We start from the raw sequence: 18,061 nt of genomic DNA on the forward strand, positions 1-18,061 counted from the left end.
CATCTCCTCCTTCTGACGGATCCCGCTTCGGCCTGATCCGCACTTGATGCATCCATTTTTCTGCGCCTTGCCGAGCCTTGATGCTATCGGCCTGCGCACCATTCTCCTGACAGAGGCCAATTTGCCATGAGAAAAACCAGTCATACCCTTCTTAACCGCATGAGCAAGTGGCAGTACGCCCTACTGCTGCTCATGCTGCTGACCTTTACCTTCTATTCGCTGCCCACCTTCTTTGGCGAGCAGCCCTCTCTTGGTCTGCACGGTCAGCAGAGCCTGACCACCAAACAGCAGATGCTGCTGACCGACAACCACCTGACCCCGGCCAAGATCATCGAACAACCGGAGCGGGTCGAGCTGGTCTTTGCCAGCCAGAGTGAACAGCAAAGAGCCAAACAACTGCTGGAGCAGCAGGGCCTCGACAGCGCTGCGCTGACGCTGGAGTTCCACTCCAACGCCCCGACCTGGATCAGCCGCCTTGGCGCCGACCCCATCAAGCTCGGGCTCGATCTGCGCGGTGGCTCCCAGCTGCTGATCGGGGTCGATGTCGATTTCGTCCTCGACGCCCAGACCAAGAATCTGGTCGACACCCTGCGCACCCGTTTCCGTGAAGCCAATCTGCGCGGAGCCGGCGTGGCCCGGGCCGATCTTGGCAGCGTCAATGTCACTCTGCCAGAAGCTGACGATCAGAGTGGCTGGCTCACCATCATCAAGGAGAGCGCCGGTACCCGTCAGGATCAGTGGAAAATGACCCGCAGCGGCAACCAGCTCAAGCTGGTGCTGAGCGAGGCCGAGCGCACCCAGCTCATCAACAACGCCGTGACCCAGAACCTCTCCATCCTCAAAAAGCGGATCAACGAACTCGGCATCGTCGAAGCTTCGGTACAGCGTCAGGGGCAGGATGGCATCCGCATCGAGCTGCCGGGCGTGCACAACCCCAAACAGGCGAAAGAGGTGATCGGGGCGACCGCGTCACTGGCCTTCTACGAGGCCAAGGCTGACAGCCACTTCTACATCGCCGATCGCAACGGTCAGGCCGTCGGCATGGCGCGTCGGCCAGTGCTGACCGGCGAGCACATCGTCGATGCCCGCGCCAACATGGGCGAGATGGGCCAGCCACAGGTCAACATCGTGCTCGACACTCTGGGCGGCAACAAGATGAACCAGTTCAGCCGCCAGCATGTGGGCAAGCCGATGGCGACCGTCTTCACCGAGTACAAGACCAATGCCCAGGGCAAGCTGCGCGCCCAGAGCGAGGTGATCAACGTCGCCACCATCCAGACCGCCCTTGGCAACCAGTTCCGCATCACCGGGATTGGCAGCCTGCCGGAAGCGCAGGAGCTCGCCATGTTGCTGCGCGCCGGAGCCCTCACCGCACCGCTCAAGATCCTGGAAGAGCGCAGTATTGGCCCGACCCTCGGGATGCAGAATATCGAAGCGGGCTTCACCGCCCTCGGGTTCGGCATGGCGGGCATGATGCTGTTCATGATGGCCTGGTATCGCAAGTTCGGCTGGGTCGCCATCACCGCGCTGGTCGCCAACCTGCTGATGCAGGTCGGCATGCTGGCGGTGCTGCCGGGGGCCGTGCTGACCCTGCCGGGGATCGCCGGTCTGGTGCTGACGGTGGGGATGGCGGTGGATACCCACGTGCTCATCTTCGAGCGGATCAAGGATCGCCTGCGTGACGGCGGCTCGCTGGCCAACGCCATCGACTTTGGCTATCGCTCGGCATTTCGCACCATCTTCGATGCCAACATCACCACGCTCATCTGCGCCGTGGTGCTCTACTCCATCGGTTCCGGGCCGTTGCAAGGCTTCTCCATCACTCTCATTTTGGGGCTTATTTCCAGCATGGTGACCGGGATCTGGGGCACACGCGCCATCATCAACCCCCTGTGGGGCCGCAGCAGCGAGCGCACGCTGAAGGTGTAACGGGGCGAAGCGCCCCCTGATGAGCGGATCCGGCACCGCCGCCGGCCATGGAGATGGCCAGCCAAATGCGCCGGATCAGAGACATTTCCCCCGCAGTGCCAAGGCACGTCGGGATGCGGCCGCCAGCCAGGCGCTGGCAGGCCAAGGAGAGAACTATGTTTAGAATGATTGTTGCCATGGGGCTGACCCGCTGGCGTTATATCGGCCTGTGGGCCTCTATCGTACTGACAGTGGCGAGCATCGCCATGCTGCTGGTCAACGGCCTTGCCCTCGGCCTCGACTTTACCGGTGGCACCCTGCTGGAGTTTCATATCCAGACCCTCAAGGAGGCCCATGAGCTCAACGCCATGCTCACCTCCCCGCTAGCAGGCGCGGTGGAGCTCAGCTCTGCCGGTGTCCCCGGCGAGTGGCTGATCAAACTGCCACCGCACGAACTGCCCTGGCAGGCCACCGAGCTTGCCACCATGCTGACCCAGCAACTGGGCATGCCGGTCGAGCTGCTGCGCACCACCATCGTCGGCCCGCAGGTGGGCGCCGAGCTGTTCCAGCAGGGGATGCTGGCGGTACTGGTCGCCTCCCTCGCCATCTCGGCCTATCTGGCGTTTCGCTTCGAGTGGCGTCAGGCCATCGGCATCCTTATCTCGGTGATCCACGATGCCATCGTGGCGCTGGGGTTGCTGGCGCTGTTCAACATCGAGTTCGATCTCAACGTCATCGCCGGTCTGATGGCGGTGATCGGCTACTCCCTCAACGACAGCATCGTGATTTCGGACCGTTTGCGGGATCTGCTGAGCTCGCGCACCCAGATGGGGATCCACGAATGTTCTGATGTCGCCATCAAGGCCACCTTCAGCCGTACCATGATCACCTCGGGTACCACCCTGTTTACCGTCGGGGCACTGCTGCTGTTTGGCGGCGATACCCTCTACGGTTTCTCCTTCACTCTGTTCACCGGCATTCTGGTGGGGACCATCTCCTCCATCACGGTGGCCTCGACCGTGCAGGAGCTGCTGGGTCTGAGCCCGCAGGCCTATCAGAAGAAGGGTGAGGAGCCGCTGGCAGAGGCGGCATAGCCGCCTTTTTTGCGGTTCTTTTTACGATCTGTTTTACCTCCCACCTTCCGGCCCCTGCACACAAGCAGGGGCCTCTTTCCAGCCCCCTCTGTTAACGCTGTTAGCTTCTTTTTGCGAAGAAAATTTACGAGTGAGTAGATTGACAGCAAAAGATGGAAAAACAACCACACCTTAATAACAAAAAAGTCATTTTATTACGGCGTACCCCGCAAAAGTGTGACTGAAAGCACTTTCTTTAGGTCTCAAAAGCGGCAAGATTGTAGTGATTTATCTACAAAGGGATACAAGATGTTGTTACAACCTGCCAATACAGCAAAGGCAAGACAGTTGCTGAACGAGACCATGGCTTTGGTTCTCGCCGGAGGGCGGGGTAGTCGCCTCAAACAGTTAACTGATAACAGAGCGAAGCCTGCAGTCCACTTTGGCGGAAAATTCCGCATCATCGATTTTGTGCTCTCCAACTGCATCAACTCCGGCATTCGCCGCGTCGGTGTGGTAACACAGTACAAATCCCACAGCTTGCTGCGCCACCTTCAGTCAGGTTGGTCTTTCTTGCGCTATCAGATGAACGAGTTCATCGACCTGCTGCCCGCGCAGCAGCGCGTGGACGAGGTCAACTGGTATCGGGGCACCGCTGATGCGGTCTATCAGAATCTGGACATCATCCGCGACCACGGTCCCAAATATATCGTCGTACTGGCAGGCGACCACATCTACAAGATGGACTACGCCGCCATGCTGCTCGACCACGTCAACATGGGCGCCAAGGTGACCGTTGCCTGTATCGAAGTGCCGCGCAGTGAAGCGAGTGCCTTCGGGGTGATGGCGATCGATGGCGATCGCAAGATCAACGCCTTTGTGGAAAAGCCGGTCAACCCGCCTGCCATGCCGGGCAAGGAAGATACCTCCCTCGCCTCCATGGGGGTCTACATCTTCGATGCCGACTATCTCTATCAGCTGCTGGATGAAGACATCACCAACGACGAATCCCACCACGATTTCGGGATGGACGTGATCCCCCGCGTGGTGCGGGAAGGGACGGCATACGCTCACCCGTTTGGCATGTCCTGCGTCGGCTGCAATGCCGAGAAGCGTCCCTACTGGCGCGATGTGGGTACTGTGGACTCCTTCTGGGAGGCCAACATGGATCTCGCCTCCGTCACTCCGGAGCTCGATATCTATGATCAGGACTGGCCCATCTGGACCAGCCAGACCATGACGCCGCCTGCCAAGTTCGTGCAGGACAGAAACGGCCAGCACGGCATGACCATCAACTCGATGTTCTCTGGCGGCACCATTGTCAGCGGCTCCTTTATCCTGAGCTCGGTGCTCTTTACCAATGTGCGGGTTCACTCTTTCTGCACCCTGGATCAGGCCGTGGTCTTCCCCGGGGTCGAGATCGGGCCGGGCTGCCGCCTGCGCCGGGTGGTGATCGACAAGGGGTGCAAGCTGCCGGAAGGGATGGTGATCGGTGAAAACGCCGATGAGGATGCCCGTCGCTTCTATCGCTCCGAACAGGGCATTGTGCTGGTCACCAAAGAGATGCTGGATAAACTCAAGGCGTAATATCACGTCTTGAACGGGGCTCTGGCCCCTATTCGAAGGGGCCATCAGGGCCCCTTTCTTGTTTCTCTTCGCTGTCGAGCCAGCTCCCCTTTATGCTTCTTTTGCCCTCCCCCTTGCGCAACCGTAAACATTTAATTACAAAAACTACTCCCCATCACGCGATGCCTCGCTATTTTATTACCATAACGACTATGTCAACGCGTTTTTATCTGCATAAATGGCAGTAAACCCGCTTGTTTCACTTGATTGTTTGTTTTTACTTGGTAAGGTGAGGGCGGTTGCGTAACAAAGCACGTACCAATGTAAACATAAATGTACGATTGCTTTTAGAATTCAGTCCAGAGAGAACGACATCATGCAAAGAGATCCCCTGAACAACATCCATATCCAGTCCGAACAAGTGATGATCACGCCTGCCCAGCTCAAGGAGAAATTACCTATCTCCGCCAAGGCGCTGGCATTCGTGCAAGGGGCCCGCAATACCATCGCCGATATCATCCACCGCCGTGACCACCGCCTGCTGGTGATCTGCGGCCCCTGCTCCATTCACGACATGGAGGCCGCCAAAGAGTACGCAACCAGACTCAAGGCCTTGCATGATGCCTATCAGGACTCTCTCTACATTGTGATGCGGGTTTACTTTGAGAAACCCCGCACCACGGTGGGCTGGAAGGGCTTTATCAACGATCCCAATCTGGATGGCACCTTCGACGTAGAGCTGGGGCTGCACCGTGCCCGCGAGCTGCTCTGCTCGCTGGCCGAGATGGAGCTGCCGCTGGCGACCGAAGCACTCGACCCCATCAGCCCGCAATACCTGGCCGAGCTCTTCTCCTGGTCGGCCATCGGCGCCCGCACCACCGAATCCCAGACCCACAGGGAGATGGCCTCCGGCCTCTCCATGCCGGTCGGCTTCAAGAACGGCACCGACGGCAATCTGGGCACTGCTATCAACGCCCTGCAATCGGCCTCCTCTCCCCACGCCTTTATGGGCATTAACCAGCAGGGCCAGGTCGCGCTGTTGCAGACCCAGGGCAACCCGGATGGCCATGTGATCCTGCGCGGTGGCAAACATCCCAACTACGACTCGGTCAATGTATCGCTGGCGGAAGAGGCGCTGGAAAAAGCGGGCCTGCAACCGGGGCTGGTGGTGGATTGCAGCCACGGCAACTCCAGCAAGGATCACCGTCTGCAGCCCAAGGTGGCTGACAACGTCATCCACCAGATCCTGGAGGGGAACCGCTCCATCATCGGGGTGATGCTCGAATCCAACCTGTATGAGGGCAACCAGTCGAGCGAGCAACCCAAGTGCGAGATGCGCTACGGTGTCTCCATCACCGATGCCTGCATCGACTGGGAGACCACAGAGGCGCTGCTGGCCCGTTGCCACAGCCAGCTGGCGGCGCCACTCAAGAGCAGAACTGGCGGTTAAGCCGTGATATCTTGATGCAACATATTGAATCACAAGGTGCTGCCGCTGGCGGCACCCACAGGGACTGAAGATGGCTGAAGAGTTGAATGCCCTCAGGGACAAGATTGATGTGGTAGACCGGCAGCTGATCGATCTGCTGGCAGCCCGTCTGGCGCTGGTGGGAGAAGTGGGCGAAGTGAAGAGCCGCCACGGCCTGCCCATCTATGCACCGGATCGGGAGGCCAGCATGCTGGCCCGCCGCCGTACCGAAGCCGAGGCACTGGGCGTACCGGGTGACCTCATCGAAGACGTGCTGCGCCGAGTGATGCGCGAATCTTACGCCAGTGAAAAAGATACCGGCTTCAAGTGCATGAAGCCGGATCTGGGCAAGGTGGTGATCATCGGTGGTCAGGGCCAGCTTGGCCGCCTGTTTGGCCATATGTTCACCCTCTCGGGCTATCACGTCGATACCCTCGAACAGGCCGACTGGCCGCGCGCTGACGAGATCCTCGCCGGAGCCGGTCTGGTGATGGTAGCGGTGCCCATCGACATCACCTGCCAGATCATCGACCGGCTCGGCAACCTGCCCGCAGATTGCCTGCTGGTGGATGTCACCAGCGTCAAATCAGCGCCGCTCGAGCACATGCTGGCAGTACACCGGGGGCCTGTGCTGGGGCTGCACCCCATGTTCGGACCGGATGTGGCGAGTCTCGCCAAGCAGGTGATCGTCTGCTGTCAGGGACGTGACGCTGCCGCCAGCCAGTGGCTGCTGGAGCAGATGACCATCTGGGGCGCCCGCCTGCAGCAAGTGGAAGCCAAAGCCCACGATGAGGCGATGACCTTTATCCAGGCGCTGCGCCACTTTGCCACCTTTGCCTACGGCTGGCACCTCTCGCGGGAAGGAGCCAATCTGGAGCGGCTGCTGGCGCTGAGCTCCCCCATCTACCGGCTGGAGCTGGCCATGGTGGGGCGGCTGTTTGCCCAGGATCCCCACCTCTATGCCGACATCATTTTGTCGTCGCCACAGAACCTCGCGATGATCCGCCGCTACTACCAGAACTTCGGTGAGGCGCTGGGTCTGCTGGAGCGTGGAGACAGGGACGGTTTTATTGAAGCTTTCAGCCAGGTTTCCGGCTTCTTTGGTGACCATGCCGACCAGTTCCTGCGTGAAAGCCGCACCCTGCTGGCACAAGCCAACGATCGCCGCCAGCACAGCTGAGCGAGCCTGCACCAATCGATTGCCAAGGGAAGATGCCTCTCATCTTCCCTTTTTATTGATACGCCCTTAATTGCCACGCTGTTTCTTGGCTCTCCATTTCTTGACTCGCCATCCAAAAGCCCTGGCCTAAACGCAGGTTGGTGATCCTGTTGCAGACCGCACTCTTCCCTTACCAGCACATCAACTGAAAATAGCGACATCGGTTTTCTTGCCTACTGCCAATGGTCGCTCGCTTGCTATCCATCTGACGGCAATCGGCAATCGGCAATCGGCAATCGGCAATCGGCAATCGGCAATCAAACATCGAATTGCAATACAACCGAACGGCCAAGCCACAGGCCCAATCAGCCATATCGGCTATTGGCCTCTTCTGCCACAGATCTGAGGTGGACTAAACCATTGCAGATACACGAAAAGCGATGACGTCCGTCCAACAGCTTCTCAATCAGACAACCCTTTAAGGTCGGCCAGCCCCCTCACTACGTTGAGCGTAACGCTCCAAACCCCGTCAACAGGCCGAGAAGATCGCCATAAATTTAATTTATGCATTTTCACCAAATGACCAAATTTTTGTTTATACCGCACATATATTTCTCCCCCAGCTCCTTCGCAGCCATTCTCCACCGGATAGAGGCCGTGCCCGAGCTTGGGCGGTTCACTCAACAGAACGTAACGCCTGTTAGCCTGAATACATTGATGAGATGCAGGAGCAGGAGCAGGAGCAGGAGCAGGAGCAGGAGCAGGAGCAGGAGCAGGAGCAGGAGCAGGAGCAGGAGCAGGAGCAGGAGCAGGAGCAGGAGCAGGAGCAGGAGCAGGAGCAGGAGCAGGAGCAGGAGCAGGAGCAGGAGCAGGAGCAGGAGCAGGAGCAGGAGCAGGAGCAGGAGCAGGAGCAGGAGCAGGAGCAGGAGCAGGAGCAGGAGCAGGAGCAGGAGCAGGAGCAGGAGCAGGAGCAGGAGCAGGAGCAGGAGCAGGAGCAGGAGCAGGAGCAGGAGCAGGAGCAGGAGCAGGAGCAGGAGCAGGAGCAGGAGCAGGAGCAGGAGCAGGAGCAGGAGCAGGAGCAGGAGCAGGAGCAGGAGCAGGAGCAGGAGCAGGAGCAGGAGCAGGAGCAGGAGAGATTAATCGTGACAACAGCTTTGGCAACTTGGGCCGCAATATGGCTTACCCAGCCACCCATTCAATCGCCACCAAGACAGCAAGAGGCCAAAAAGAAAATGGCCGGATATCAATCCGGCCATTTTATCGCTTGGTCAAAGACTCAAGCTTGGATATCGCTTGTCAGCAACTTCTTATTAGAAGTTGTACTGCAGAGCAACAGTCCACTCGTCGTCCAGCTTCTCGATACCCTGGATTTTGTACTCGGTGTAGGCTTTCAGCTTCGGAGTGAAAGCGTACTGAACACCCAGCAGGGTTTCGTCAACTTGATCTTTGTAGCTAGAGCCTGCCTTCTGGGCATTCTCTTTGGCTTCTTTGAAGTTATAACCAGCAAGGAAGGTCCACGCATCTACGTTGTAAGAGGCAGCGAACTCGTAGCCGCGGCCTTCATCTTTCACGCCTGAGCTCTTGTTCTTAACTTCACCTTCGGTGTAAACACCTGCGAAGTAGAAGCCATTGATTGCATAGTGTGCGCCAACAGCCCACTCGTCTTTCTTACCAGTTTGGCCGTTGACTTTATTTTGCAAGTCAGAGTATGCATAACCTGCATTGAAGCCCAGACCGAAATCGAAGTCATAACCAGCTGCTGCGGCATAAGCTTTCTTACGCTTAACGTCTTTACCCCAAACAGCATCTTCTTTAACTTTCTGACCGACGTCAGTTACTACAACAGCAACATCATCATTGGTTTGGTAGGAAACTTTGCCTTTGAAGCCACCGATAGCGTTGGAGTAAATGATCTGACCTTCTTGGCGACCATCGTAATAGTTACCGGCATCACCCCATTCGTTGAAGATATCGGTCGGCTCCAGAACGTCGTAGAAGGCAGTGTCGGTTTGACCGAAGATGATCTTACCGTACTGAGAACCGTCAAAACCGGCATAGATATGACGCGGGTCGATATCACTAGTTTTGCTACCAGAGTTTTCGGCAGCTACCTGCCATTCGGTCTTGGCGATAGCCGCCCAAGTATTGTTCAGAGCTACTTTACCGGACCAACCCAGACGAGTAGAACCAACCAGCTCAGCTGGTTTGTCGTTAGCATCGCCATAGTAGTTAGCCTGTACACGGCCGTATACGTCGAAATTGGTACCGTCTTTGTCATAGATCACAGCTGCGTTAGCTGCGGACGCAAACAGAGCCGGGATAGCAATAGCCAGAATTGTCTTTTTCATAGTTTCCAATGCCTACTGTAATTAAACACTAAGTCTTTGTTATTCCCTGTGTTAGCGATGTACTTTGCATCACTATGACGGCGAGACTAGCACCGGGTTTTCACAACCGCAACGAAAAAACTTGGAACTTTTTATGAAAAGCATAGTCACCGAGGCAGAAATGTGAGCCAGCTCTCACATTGTCTACCCACCAAAGGAAAACGTTTACAATGCTTTTTGCTGTTTTTTTATACTTGCACAGCCTGTTTTTTAGGTAATTGCAGCTAACTCCCTGATAAACAACCAACCTCATCAGACCAGTGCGAAATGAGGGTGATGAAAGAGCGCCCCTCGACCCCGACAAGGGGATACGGGTATCCTTGGCCTTTCCCCGCGCAACAACCAAACTGGCCTCCTCTTTATGCTGTCAACTCGCCTCAAAGCCACCATTCGTCAAACCTACCGCCAGATTTCGGATGGCTTGCCCGGTTTTGTGCCGCGTAAAGAACAGAATTTTCTGGTTGCCGAGATAGCCAAGACGCTGACCGGGGAGTATGACAAACAGCGCCGTATTCTGGTGGCCGAGGCGGGCACCGGTATCGGCAAGTCCCTCTCCTATGCTCAGGGAGCGATCCCCGTCGCGAGATTGACCCAGAAAAAGCTGGTGATCTCCACCGCCACCGTGGCATTGCAGGAGCAGCTGATCCACAAGGATCTCCCCTTCTATCACCGCCACAGCGAGTTGCCGTTTCGCTTTATGCTGGTCAAGGGGCGCCAGCGCTACTGCTGCGAACATCTGCTGGAGCAGGCTGCAAGCGGTAGCGAGATGGCCAACTTCGAATTCGACTTCGGCGCCCTGAGCAAACACAAGCCGTCCGAAGCCGACAAGAGTTGCTATCAGGCGCTATGGCAGGCCTACACCGAAGGCAAGTGGGATGGTGATCGGGACAACTGGCCCAAACCCATTCCCGACCTTTGTTGGGATCGTATCGCCGCCGATCGCCACACCTGCAACAAAGCGCTGACCCATCATCAACACTGCCCCTTCCACCGCGCCCGCAACGACATGGATGCGGCCGACGTGCTGGTGGTCAACCACGCGCTGCTGCTCTCTGACCTCACCATGGGTGGCGGCATCATCCTGCCGCCACCCGACGAGTGCATCTATGTGCTGGACGAAGCGCACCACCTGCCTACCATCGCCCGCGATCACGGCGCCTCCTCGGCCAGCGTCAAAGGCTCGCGCCGCTGGCTGGAAAAACTGGTGCAAAGTGCCGGCAAGCTGACTCGTACCCTCAATAAAGAGAGCCTCATCGACCCGCAATTGAAGTTGCAGGATGCCCTCGCCTCAATTCAACCCGACCTCAAGGCGGTGGAGCAGTGGCTCGCCAGCAATGACCGGCTGTTTGGCAGCGAGATGCACTACCGTTTTGGCGAAGGAGTATTGCCAGACCCGCTGCCGATGCTGGCGGAAAATCTCAAGGAGTCGAGCAAGAAGGCGCTGCGAGCGCTGGACAGAATGCAGGCAGCCATCGGTGAAGCCATGAAAGATGGCGAGATCCGTCGCAAAGAGGCCGAGCCGCTACTGGCCGAGAGCGGTTTTCATCTGCAGCGGCTGGAGAGTTTCTGCGCCCTGTGGGAGATGTTGGGGCGCCATATTCCCGAGGGGAAGACCCCGCTCGCCCGCTGGATGGCCAAGAGTGACGATGGTGACATCTGGCTGCATGCCTCCCCTATCGAGGTGGGTTATCTGCTGGAAGAGTGGCTCTGGTCCAGGTGCCTTGGCGCCGTACTGGTCTCGGCCACCCTGACCGCCCTCTCCTCCTTCAGCTATTTCCGCCACCAGGTGGGTTTGAAGGAGCACGACGGCACCCGCTATCTGCGCCTGCGCTCCCCCTTTGATTACCAGAAAGCCGAACTCTATCTGCCCAAGATGGCCCATGAGCCCAACTCCCCAGCCTTTACCGACGAGCTGATTAGCGCCCTGCCACGCCTGCTGGCAGGTAAAGAGGCAAGCCTGGTGCTCTTCTCTTCCTACCGGCAGATGAACGAGGTGGCCATTGGTCTCAGGGCAAAGGGACTCTCTTTGCTGGTACAGGGCGAAGCCTCCCGTAACGCCCTGCTCACCCTGCACAAGCAGAAGTGCGACGGCGGTCAGGCCAGCATCCTGTTCGGTACCGGCAGCTTTTCCGAGGGGCTGGATCTGCCCGGTCACTACCTCACCAACCTGGTCATAACCAAGCTGCCGTTTGCGGTGCCCAACTCGCCGGTGGAAGAGGCCACCGCCGAGTGGGTCGAGAAGCGGGGCGGCAATCCCTTTTTGCAACTGACGGTGCCGGAAGCATCGCGCAAGCTCATTCAGGCCTGTGGTCGCCTGATCCGCAAGGAGGCCGATCGGGGACGGGTCACAATTCTCGATCGTCGCCTGCTGACCAAACGCTATGGCAAGGGGCTGCTCGATGCCCTGCCCCCGTTCAAACGGCATATTGAATGACAAACCTAATCACGGTGCTACTCAATCCTAATGAGAAAAAAGATGATATCTGGGTTGATTTTGACCAACTCAAAGAGCAATTGCCGCAGTGGGCCAAACCTGTAAAAATGAGCCCCTGTTTTCAGCAGGCAATCGTCTGACTGTTCAAGGAGATGAAATGAAACTGACTGTTCTGGTACCGGCACTGGCTGGTCTGTTGTTTGCGGGTAGCGCTCTGGCCAATACCCAGGTCGAAGTAAGTGCCCCTTATGTTGCCCAGCTGATCGACGGCCAACCGATCAACCCCAAACTGCTCGACAAAACCAGCACTTTCCCGCTCAGCGCTGGCAAGCATCAGCTGGTTGTTGCTTTTGAAGGAAACTACTCAAGCCGCAACGACATCAAGCTGGTAACTGCCGAACCGCTGGTGCTCAACTTTACTGCCGCCGACAACCAGAAGCTGGTGCTGGACTTCAAAAAGCCCCGCAATGAAATGGAAGCCAAGCAGTTTGTCAAGGATCAGAAAGTCGCTCTGAAAGACGCCGCCAACGGTCAGACCGTGGCCAGCGAGCAGTTCGTGATGCCGAAAGTCGAAGGCTTCCAGCTGACTCGTGACTACCAGCAAGAGCTGATCAATATGGGCAAGGCATTCAACCAGCCCAAGACTGTCGCCATCTCCTCTGCTGCTGTTATGGCTGCCGCCAGCGCACCGGTACAGGTAGCGCCGAGCAAGGCCGAGAGCAATCCGGAAGCCCTGACCCAGCTGCAAAACTGGTACAACAAGGCTGATGCGGAGACCCGCAAAGCGTTCCAGATCTGGGTTATCCAGCAGCAGTAATTGGATGATTCATCCCGCATCGCCGGGAGAGACAAGGGGGAGCCAAGCTCCCCTTTTTCATATCTGCAAAGGCCCTGCCGTCATGTCACTGCGCATCTTCTATCACCCCCTCTACTCTGCCCTGGCCCTGCCGGAGCGCCATCGCTTCCCGCTGGCCAAGTATCAAGCGCTGTTTGAGCACCTTGGCAGCCTCTGCTATCCACTGGCTGAGGCAGCGCCCGCCAGCCGCGCACAGATAGAGAGCGTGCATGATACGGCTTATGTTGAAGCGGCCCTCGCCGGCACCCTCGATGCGAGCGCCATCCGCCAGCTTGGTTTTCCCTGGTCTCCCTTGCTGATTGAACGCACCCTGCGCTCGGTGGGTGCCACCATTGCCGCCAGCCGCCACGCCCTGGATCAGGGTTGCGGCCTGCAAATCTCCGGCGGTTATCACCACGCTCACCGGGATGTTGGCAGCGGCTTTTGTCTCTTCAACGATCTGGTGATCGCCGCCCAGACCTGTCTGGACGAAAAACGCTGCGAGCAGGTGCTGATCATCGACCTTGATGTCCATCAAGGGGATGGCAGCGCAGCCCTGTGCCAAGGGCGGCGGGACATCATTACCCTCTCCCTGCACGGGGAGCACAACTTCCCCCGTCACAAACCCGCCTCCCACATGGATTTCCCTCTGCCAAGCGGCATGGTGGACGATGCCTACCTCACCACGCTGGCAGAGGCGCTCAACCTGGCGCTGCGGCTCTACACCCCCGACCTCATCCTCTATCAGGCTGGCGTGGACGTACACCGGGGCGACGAGCTTGGCTATCTCGCCTTGAGCGATGAGGGAGTGCGCCTGCGTGATGCCATGGTCTTTGAGTGCGCTCGGCAGCACGGCTTGCCCATTGCAGCCGTACCGGGTGGTGGCTACCGGCGCGACTGGCAGCAGTTGATCCCGCTGCATATGTCATTGTTTGCAGAGGCAAAAAAGCGTTACGGCTAGCCGTTAATCTCTGATAACCACCGTTGCAGACAACAACAAGGCGGCTCAAGGGCCGCCTCTGCGTTATATCGCGCGTCATTGCGCCGTATTTATCCCTTATTCGGGAATCGAGGATGGCGCCCTGCTGCTCTCGTTCAGGCGTGGGCCACCGGCGTAGGATGTTTCCCCATGGGGCGCAGCAGCATCAGCAGATAGATAAACGACACGCCGGCGATCATGATGAAGAGCAAGTTGTCCGAAAGGTGCTGCATCAGGAGCGCAGTATAGGCTGGGCCGAGCAGGCTGCCGATGGTATAGCTCAGCAGCAGTGCCTGATTCATCGCCACCAGCTGATGGTGTTCGACCTTTTCGCAGGCCCACGCCATGGCCACCGGATAAAGAGTAAAACCGGCCGCGCCCAGGATAAACAGGGCCGGCCCCATCGCCACACCACTCAGCATGGCTGCGCAACCCAGGATCACCACCAGCACCTGCACCCGCAGTACCGGCAGACGCCCGAAGCGATCCGCCAGACGGCCGACCGGCCACTGCCCCAGAATGCCGGCACTCACCATCACCGCCATCCAGTAGCCGATCTCCCCATCGCTCATCCCCTGATGATTGAGGTAGAGCGGCATCAGACCATAGAGCGACCCTAGCACGATGCCGGAGATGATGCAGCCATCGACCCCGAGCCGCGCCTGACGCAGCCGCAGCATCGGCCAGACCCGGGTCGTTCCCTGTGCTTCGCTGTGCTCACTGACGATGCGGGTGAACAAGAGCGGCAGAATCGCCGCCAATACCAGTCCGGTCGCCCAGGGCAGCACGTCCATCAGGCCGGTCGGCAGCTTGCTGACCAGCAGCTGCCCAAGCACGGTTCCCAGGTAGTAGACCATCATGTAAGCGGCCAGCAGTCGCCCCCGATTTTGCGCGTTGCCGCTGCACATCAGCGCGCTCTCCACCACCACCCAGATCATGGCGCAGCCGATGCCGGCAATGAATCGCCAGGCGAGCCAGCTCCAGAAACCGAGGGTAATGCCGAGCCCGACACAACCTGCGGCAAAGATAACGGAGGAGAGGTAGTAGCTGCGGTTAAAGCCAAAACGCTTGATCAGGGTGCCCGCCAGCAGGGTTCCCAGCAGGTTGCCGCTGAAATAGGAGGAGCCGACCATGCCGACCTGCCAGGTCGGCAGATTGTCATGGGCAAGCCAGAGCGGCACCAGAGTATTGAGCACCGCGATGGAGAGGGTCAGCAGCAACAGGCCACAGAGCAGTAACAGCACTGGCCGGGTGTATGTGGTCATGGGTAGAACCGTGAGGAGAGTCAAAATGCGAGCGCATCATGCCACTGCCAAATCCATTGTCAATCGGCGCTGCAGCCAAGTCGCAAGGTTTTGTTGCACGCAGTGATTGCTGCGAGATGCAGCACCATTTAATGCCGGCTTTATCTTTTTGATTAACGTGAAATTTGGCCATGCTACCGGCATATTGCCAGTTGAAAATCCCCCCCTTCGGCCACCTTGGCTCTCTTTGGCGGCCATAAACAGAAGAGGCGGCCCCGTGGGCCGCCTCTTCTTTAATACCGAGCTCAATGCCGGTTAACGCTGACGCTTCTTGGCGTACTTGCGGCGGGCCCGCGCCTGGCGCTCCTCTTCCCGCTCCGCCTTCTCTTTGGCCTTCTGCTCGGCCTCGGCATCGGCCTCCACGATTTCTACGCTCACCATCTCCGGGGTCTCCAGAGAGATGCGGCCCAGCATCCCCGAGCGGAATTCGTTGACCAGGATCTCGGACGCCTTGTGCAGATCCGCCAGCCCCCCCTTGCGCATGAAGCCGCGTTGGCGGGCGATCAGATCCAGCAGCTCGATCTCGGTCTCGGGCAGCTCTTCAATCTGATAGCGCGCCTTGATCCGCTCCGGATAAGCCTTGAGGAAGTAATCGGCGGCGAACATGGCGATGTCCGCATAGTCATAGACGGTATCCTTGATAGCCGCCGTGATGGCCAGCCGATAACCGCAGGAGGGCGGGTTGAGCTTGGGCCACAAAAAGCCCGGGGTATCGGTCAGGATGACGTGGTTGTCGAGCTTGATCCGCTGCTGGGACTTGGTCACCCCCGCCTCGTTGCCGGTGCGGGCGATGATGCGCCCAGCCAGGGTGTTGATCAGGGTGGATTTGCCCACGTTGGGAATACCCATGATCATGGCGCGCACGCCGCGCAGCTCCAGGTTGCGCTCCGGCAGCATCTCGTGGCAGAGGGTCAGCAGTTGCTTGATCTTCTCGGGCTCCTGCTGGGTCAGGGGCAGTGCCTTGATCCCCTTCTCCTTTTCCATGTGGGCCACCCACAGCTCGGTGATCTCGGGATCGGCGAGATCCGCCTTGTTGAGCACCTTGATCACCGGAGTATCGCCGCGCAGCTCGGGCACCAGCGGGTTTTCGCTGGAGAAGGGGATGCGGGCGTCGAGCATTTCGATGATGACATCGACCTGGGGCATGACCTCGGCAATCTCTTTGCGGGCCTTGTGCATGTGACCGGGGAACCAGTTGATGGACATATCCGTTACTCTCATCTAGGGACTGCGGGCGCGGGCTTGCAATGAAGCGAGCGGCGAGCGGTGGTGGACGCAGGGCGTCGCAAGGGGGCGCATTTTACCTGCACCTGCCCCGATTTGACAGGCCATTCTAGCCCGAAGGTCCTAAACCGGCCAGATTTCCTCCCGTTTGTCAGCTTTGTCAGGCTGCGCTGCAGAGTCCGATTATTGATAGATAAGTGATTGATACAACATCACATTCAGATATCACTTTCACCGGATTGTCATTCACTCTCACTAAAAGTGTCATCTGCGACCTCTAGGCTGCGCTCAGGTTTTACAAGGAGCGAACCTCGATGAAAAAAATGGCAGGTGTTGCAGTGATGATGGGGGCCGCACTGGTCGCCGGCTGCAACTTAGAGAACAACTCGCAGGAGAACAAACCCGGCTCTGGCGCCCGGAACGTGATCTTCTTCCTCGGCGACGGCATGGGGCTCAACACCCTGACCGCCGCCCGCATCTACGGCGTTGGTGAAGAGGGCAGCCTCACCATCGATACCCTGCCGGAGACGGCCTTCATCAAGACCTTCTCCCACGACTCTCAGGTGACCGACTCGGCCCCCTCCATGTCCGCCTACATGACCGGGGTCAAGAGCAACAACGGCGTCATCAGCATGGACAGCGACGCCACTCAGGAGAGCAACTGCAGCAAGAGCGCCGGCAAGCCGGCCACCACCCTGCTGGAGCTGGCCAAGGCCGCCGGCCGCGGTACCGGCGTAGTCACCACCACCCGGGTGACTCACGCCACCCCGGCTGCCACCTATGCCCACCTCTGCAACCGGGATCTGGAAGCCGACATCGCCGTCCAGCTGGTGCCCGGTGGCGCCGGTTACAACAGCGCCCTTAAAGGGGGGGTAGACGTGGTGCTCGGCGGTGGCAGCAGCTTCTTCCTGCCCAAGGCCGACAAGGGCAAACGCGAGGATGGCCGCAACCTCATCAATGAGATGAAGGCCAAGGGCTACCAGTTTGCCAGCAATCTGGACGAGCTGAACAAGGCCGAGGCAGGCAAGCCGCTGCTGGGACTGTTTGGCGCAAGCCACATGAAATATGACCTGGATCGCTCCGCCAGCGAGCCCTCCCTGGCCCAGATGACCCTGGCCGCCATCAAGCAGCTCAAAGAGAAGAAGCAGGGTTACTTCCTGATGGTGGAAGGGGGCCGCATCGACCACGCCCTGCACGACACCAACGCCAAGCGTGCGCTGCAGGACACCCTCGCCTTCGACAACGCCATCAAGGCGACCCTCGACGAGGTGAAGAAAACTGATCCCGAGCTGAAAAACACCCTGATCGTGGTCACCGCCGACCATGACCATACCCTGGTGCTCAACGGCTACGCCAAGCGTACCGGCAAGACCACGGCCGATAACCCCGGCGTGCTCGGGCTGGTGAAGAACTACGAAACCGGCGAGCCGAGCAAGGATGCCGACGGCATGCCCTACACCATCATCGGCTTTGGCAACGGCTACAACCGGGTAGACGGGCCGCGCAGCAGCGTGGCACCGCTGGATGACGCTACCGTCTCCGCCAACGACTATCACCAGGAGGTAGTGGTCAAGGTGGGTGAAATCGGCAACGAGACCCACGGCGGCACCGACGTCTTCCTCGGCGCCATCGGCCGGGGAGCGGATAGCTTCCACGGCTCACTCGACAACACCGCCGTGTTCGGCAAGGTCAAGGCTGCGGCCGGGCTGTAAGGAGCATTCCCA

At 58.6% G+C, this 18,061-nt stretch carries 13 protein-coding genes; 10 read left to right on the forward strand and 3 right to left on the reverse strand.

Annotation, left to right across the window (positions count from 1 at the left end):
- Window positions 1-126 precede the first annotated feature (126 nt).
- The 5 genes from secD to tyrA all read left to right on the forward strand — a co-directional run bounded on the left by secD (window position 127) and on the right by tyrA (window position 7,195).
- A complete protein-coding gene (gene secD, locus BS300_RS06460) occupies window positions 127-1,929 on the forward strand; it encodes a protein translocase subunit SecD (protein ID WP_071911592.1) in 1,803 nt (600 codons plus the stop codon).
- Window positions 1,930-2,084: 155 nt separating this feature from the next.
- Window positions 2,085-3,002: a protein translocase subunit SecF gene (gene secF / locus BS300_RS06465; protein WP_192849737.1), complete on the forward strand. Its 918-nt coding sequence runs from the start codon at window positions 2,085-2,087 to the stop codon at window positions 3,000-3,002.
- 288 nt (window positions 3,003-3,290) lie between these two features.
- Window positions 3,291-4,568 carry a glucose-1-phosphate adenylyltransferase gene (gene glgC, locus BS300_RS06470; RefSeq protein WP_071911594.1) on the forward strand — a complete coding sequence of 426 codons (1,278 nt, stop codon included), beginning with the start codon at window positions 3,291-3,293 and terminating at the stop codon, window positions 4,566-4,568.
- Between the two features lie 355 nt (window positions 4,569-4,923).
- Window positions 4,924-5,997 (forward strand): 3-deoxy-7-phosphoheptulonate synthase, encoded by a 1,074-nt coding sequence (locus BS300_RS06475; RefSeq protein ID WP_071911596.1) that lies wholly within the window; start codon window positions 4,924-4,926, stop codon window positions 5,995-5,997.
- 70 nt (window positions 5,998-6,067) lie between these two features.
- Window positions 6,068-7,195, forward strand: a complete 1,128-nt coding sequence (gene tyrA, locus BS300_RS06480; protein WP_071911598.1) for a bifunctional chorismate mutase/prephenate dehydrogenase — start codon at window positions 6,068-6,070, stop codon at window positions 7,193-7,195.
- Between the two features lie 1,289 nt (window positions 7,196-8,484).
- On the opposite strand, the gene BS300_RS06490 is transcribed toward tyrA, so the two are convergent.
- Entirely contained in the window at window positions 8,485-9,522 is a 1,038-nt protein-coding gene (locus BS300_RS06490; RefSeq protein ID WP_071911600.1) for a porin, read from the reverse strand.
- Window positions 9,523-9,922: 400 nt separating this feature from the next.
- Between BS300_RS06490 and dinG the strand changes: the two genes are divergently transcribed.
- From dinG to BS300_RS06505, 4 genes are all read left to right on the forward strand, one after another.
- The gene (gene dinG, locus BS300_RS06495) at window positions 9,923-11,995 is read left to right on the forward strand and encodes an ATP-dependent DNA helicase DinG (RefSeq protein WP_071911602.1); all 2,073 of its coding nucleotides are present in this window, start codon (window positions 9,923-9,925) and stop codon (window positions 11,993-11,995) included.
- Window positions 11,992-12,135: a hypothetical protein gene (locus BS300_RS21290; RefSeq protein ID WP_158025281.1), complete on the forward strand. Its 144-nt coding sequence runs from the start codon at window positions 11,992-11,994 to the stop codon at window positions 12,133-12,135. Before dinG ends, BS300_RS21290 begins: the two co-directional genes overlap by 4 nt.
- A gap of 17 nt (window positions 12,136-12,152) precedes the next feature.
- Complete coding sequence (locus tag BS300_RS06500; protein WP_071911604.1) at window positions 12,153-12,812, forward strand: DUF2057 domain-containing protein; 660 nt, start codon at window positions 12,153-12,155, stop codon at window positions 12,810-12,812.
- Between the two features lie 82 nt (window positions 12,813-12,894).
- Window positions 12,895-13,791 carry a histone deacetylase gene (locus tag BS300_RS06505; protein ID WP_071911606.1) on the forward strand — a complete coding sequence of 299 codons (897 nt, stop codon included), beginning with the start codon at window positions 12,895-12,897 and terminating at the stop codon, window positions 13,789-13,791.
- Between the two features lie 134 nt (window positions 13,792-13,925).
- On the opposite strand, the gene BS300_RS06510 is transcribed toward BS300_RS06505, so the two are convergent.
- Both BS300_RS06510 and ylqF read right to left on the reverse strand, forming a co-directional pair.
- Window positions 13,926-15,074 (reverse strand): MFS transporter, encoded by a 1,149-nt coding sequence (locus tag BS300_RS06510; RefSeq protein WP_071911608.1) that lies wholly within the window; start codon window positions 15,072-15,074, stop codon window positions 13,926-13,928.
- A gap of 294 nt (window positions 15,075-15,368) precedes the next feature.
- Entirely contained in the window at window positions 15,369-16,319 is a 951-nt protein-coding gene (ylqF, locus tag BS300_RS06515; RefSeq protein ID WP_033114400.1) for a ribosome biogenesis GTPase YlqF, read from the reverse strand.
- Between the two features lie 332 nt (window positions 16,320-16,651).
- On the opposite strand from ylqF, the gene BS300_RS06520 reads away from it, so the two are divergent.
- Window positions 16,652-18,049, forward strand: coding sequence for an alkaline phosphatase (locus BS300_RS06520; RefSeq protein ID WP_071911611.1), 1,398 nt, complete (start codon window positions 16,652-16,654; stop codon window positions 18,047-18,049).
- The last annotated feature ends 12 nt before the right edge of the window (window positions 18,050-18,061 follow it).

The sequence above is a fragment of the Aeromonas sp. SCS5 genome, assembly GCF_001887375.1.
Lineage (GTDB): Bacteria > Pseudomonadota > Gammaproteobacteria > Enterobacterales > Aeromonadaceae > Aeromonas > Aeromonas jandaei.

What these genes read in the sequence shown, in the direction of transcription:
- secD (WP_071911592.1), top strand. Translation starts at nt 127, where the DNA reads ATGAGAAAAACCAGTCATACCCTTCTTAACCGCATGAGCAAGTGGCAG.
- secF (WP_192849737.1), top strand. Translation starts at nt 2,085, where the DNA reads ATGTTTAGAATGATTGTTGCCATGGGGCTGACCCGCTGGCGTTATATC.
- glgC (WP_071911594.1), top strand. Translation starts at nt 3,291, where the DNA reads ATGTTGTTACAACCTGCCAATACAGCAAAGGCAAGACAGTTGCTGAAC.
- BS300_RS06475 (WP_071911596.1), top strand. Translation starts at nt 4,924, where the DNA reads ATGCAAAGAGATCCCCTGAACAACATCCATATCCAGTCCGAACAAGTG.
- tyrA (WP_071911598.1), top strand. Translation starts at nt 6,068, where the DNA reads ATGGCTGAAGAGTTGAATGCCCTCAGGGACAAGATTGATGTGGTAGAC.
- BS300_RS06490 (WP_071911600.1), bottom strand. Translation starts at nt 9,522, where the DNA reads ATGAAAAAGACAATTCTGGCTATTGCTATCCCGGCTCTGTTTGCGTCC.
- dinG (WP_071911602.1), top strand. Translation starts at nt 9,923, where the DNA reads ATGCTGTCAACTCGCCTCAAAGCCACCATTCGTCAAACCTACCGCCAG.
- BS300_RS21290 (WP_158025281.1), top strand. Translation starts at nt 11,992, where the DNA reads ATGACAAACCTAATCACGGTGCTACTCAATCCTAATGAGAAAAAAGAT.
- BS300_RS06500 (WP_071911604.1), top strand. Translation starts at nt 12,153, where the DNA reads ATGAAACTGACTGTTCTGGTACCGGCACTGGCTGGTCTGTTGTTTGCG.
- BS300_RS06505 (WP_071911606.1), top strand. Translation starts at nt 12,895, where the DNA reads ATGTCACTGCGCATCTTCTATCACCCCCTCTACTCTGCCCTGGCCCTG.
- BS300_RS06510 (WP_071911608.1), bottom strand. Translation starts at nt 15,074, where the DNA reads ATGACCACATACACCCGGCCAGTGCTGTTACTGCTCTGTGGCCTGTTG.
- ylqF (WP_033114400.1), bottom strand. Translation starts at nt 16,319, where the DNA reads ATGTCCATCAACTGGTTCCCCGGTCACATGCACAAGGCCCGCAAAGAG.
- BS300_RS06520 (WP_071911611.1), top strand. Translation starts at nt 16,652, where the DNA reads ATGAAAAAAATGGCAGGTGTTGCAGTGATGATGGGGGCCGCACTGGTC.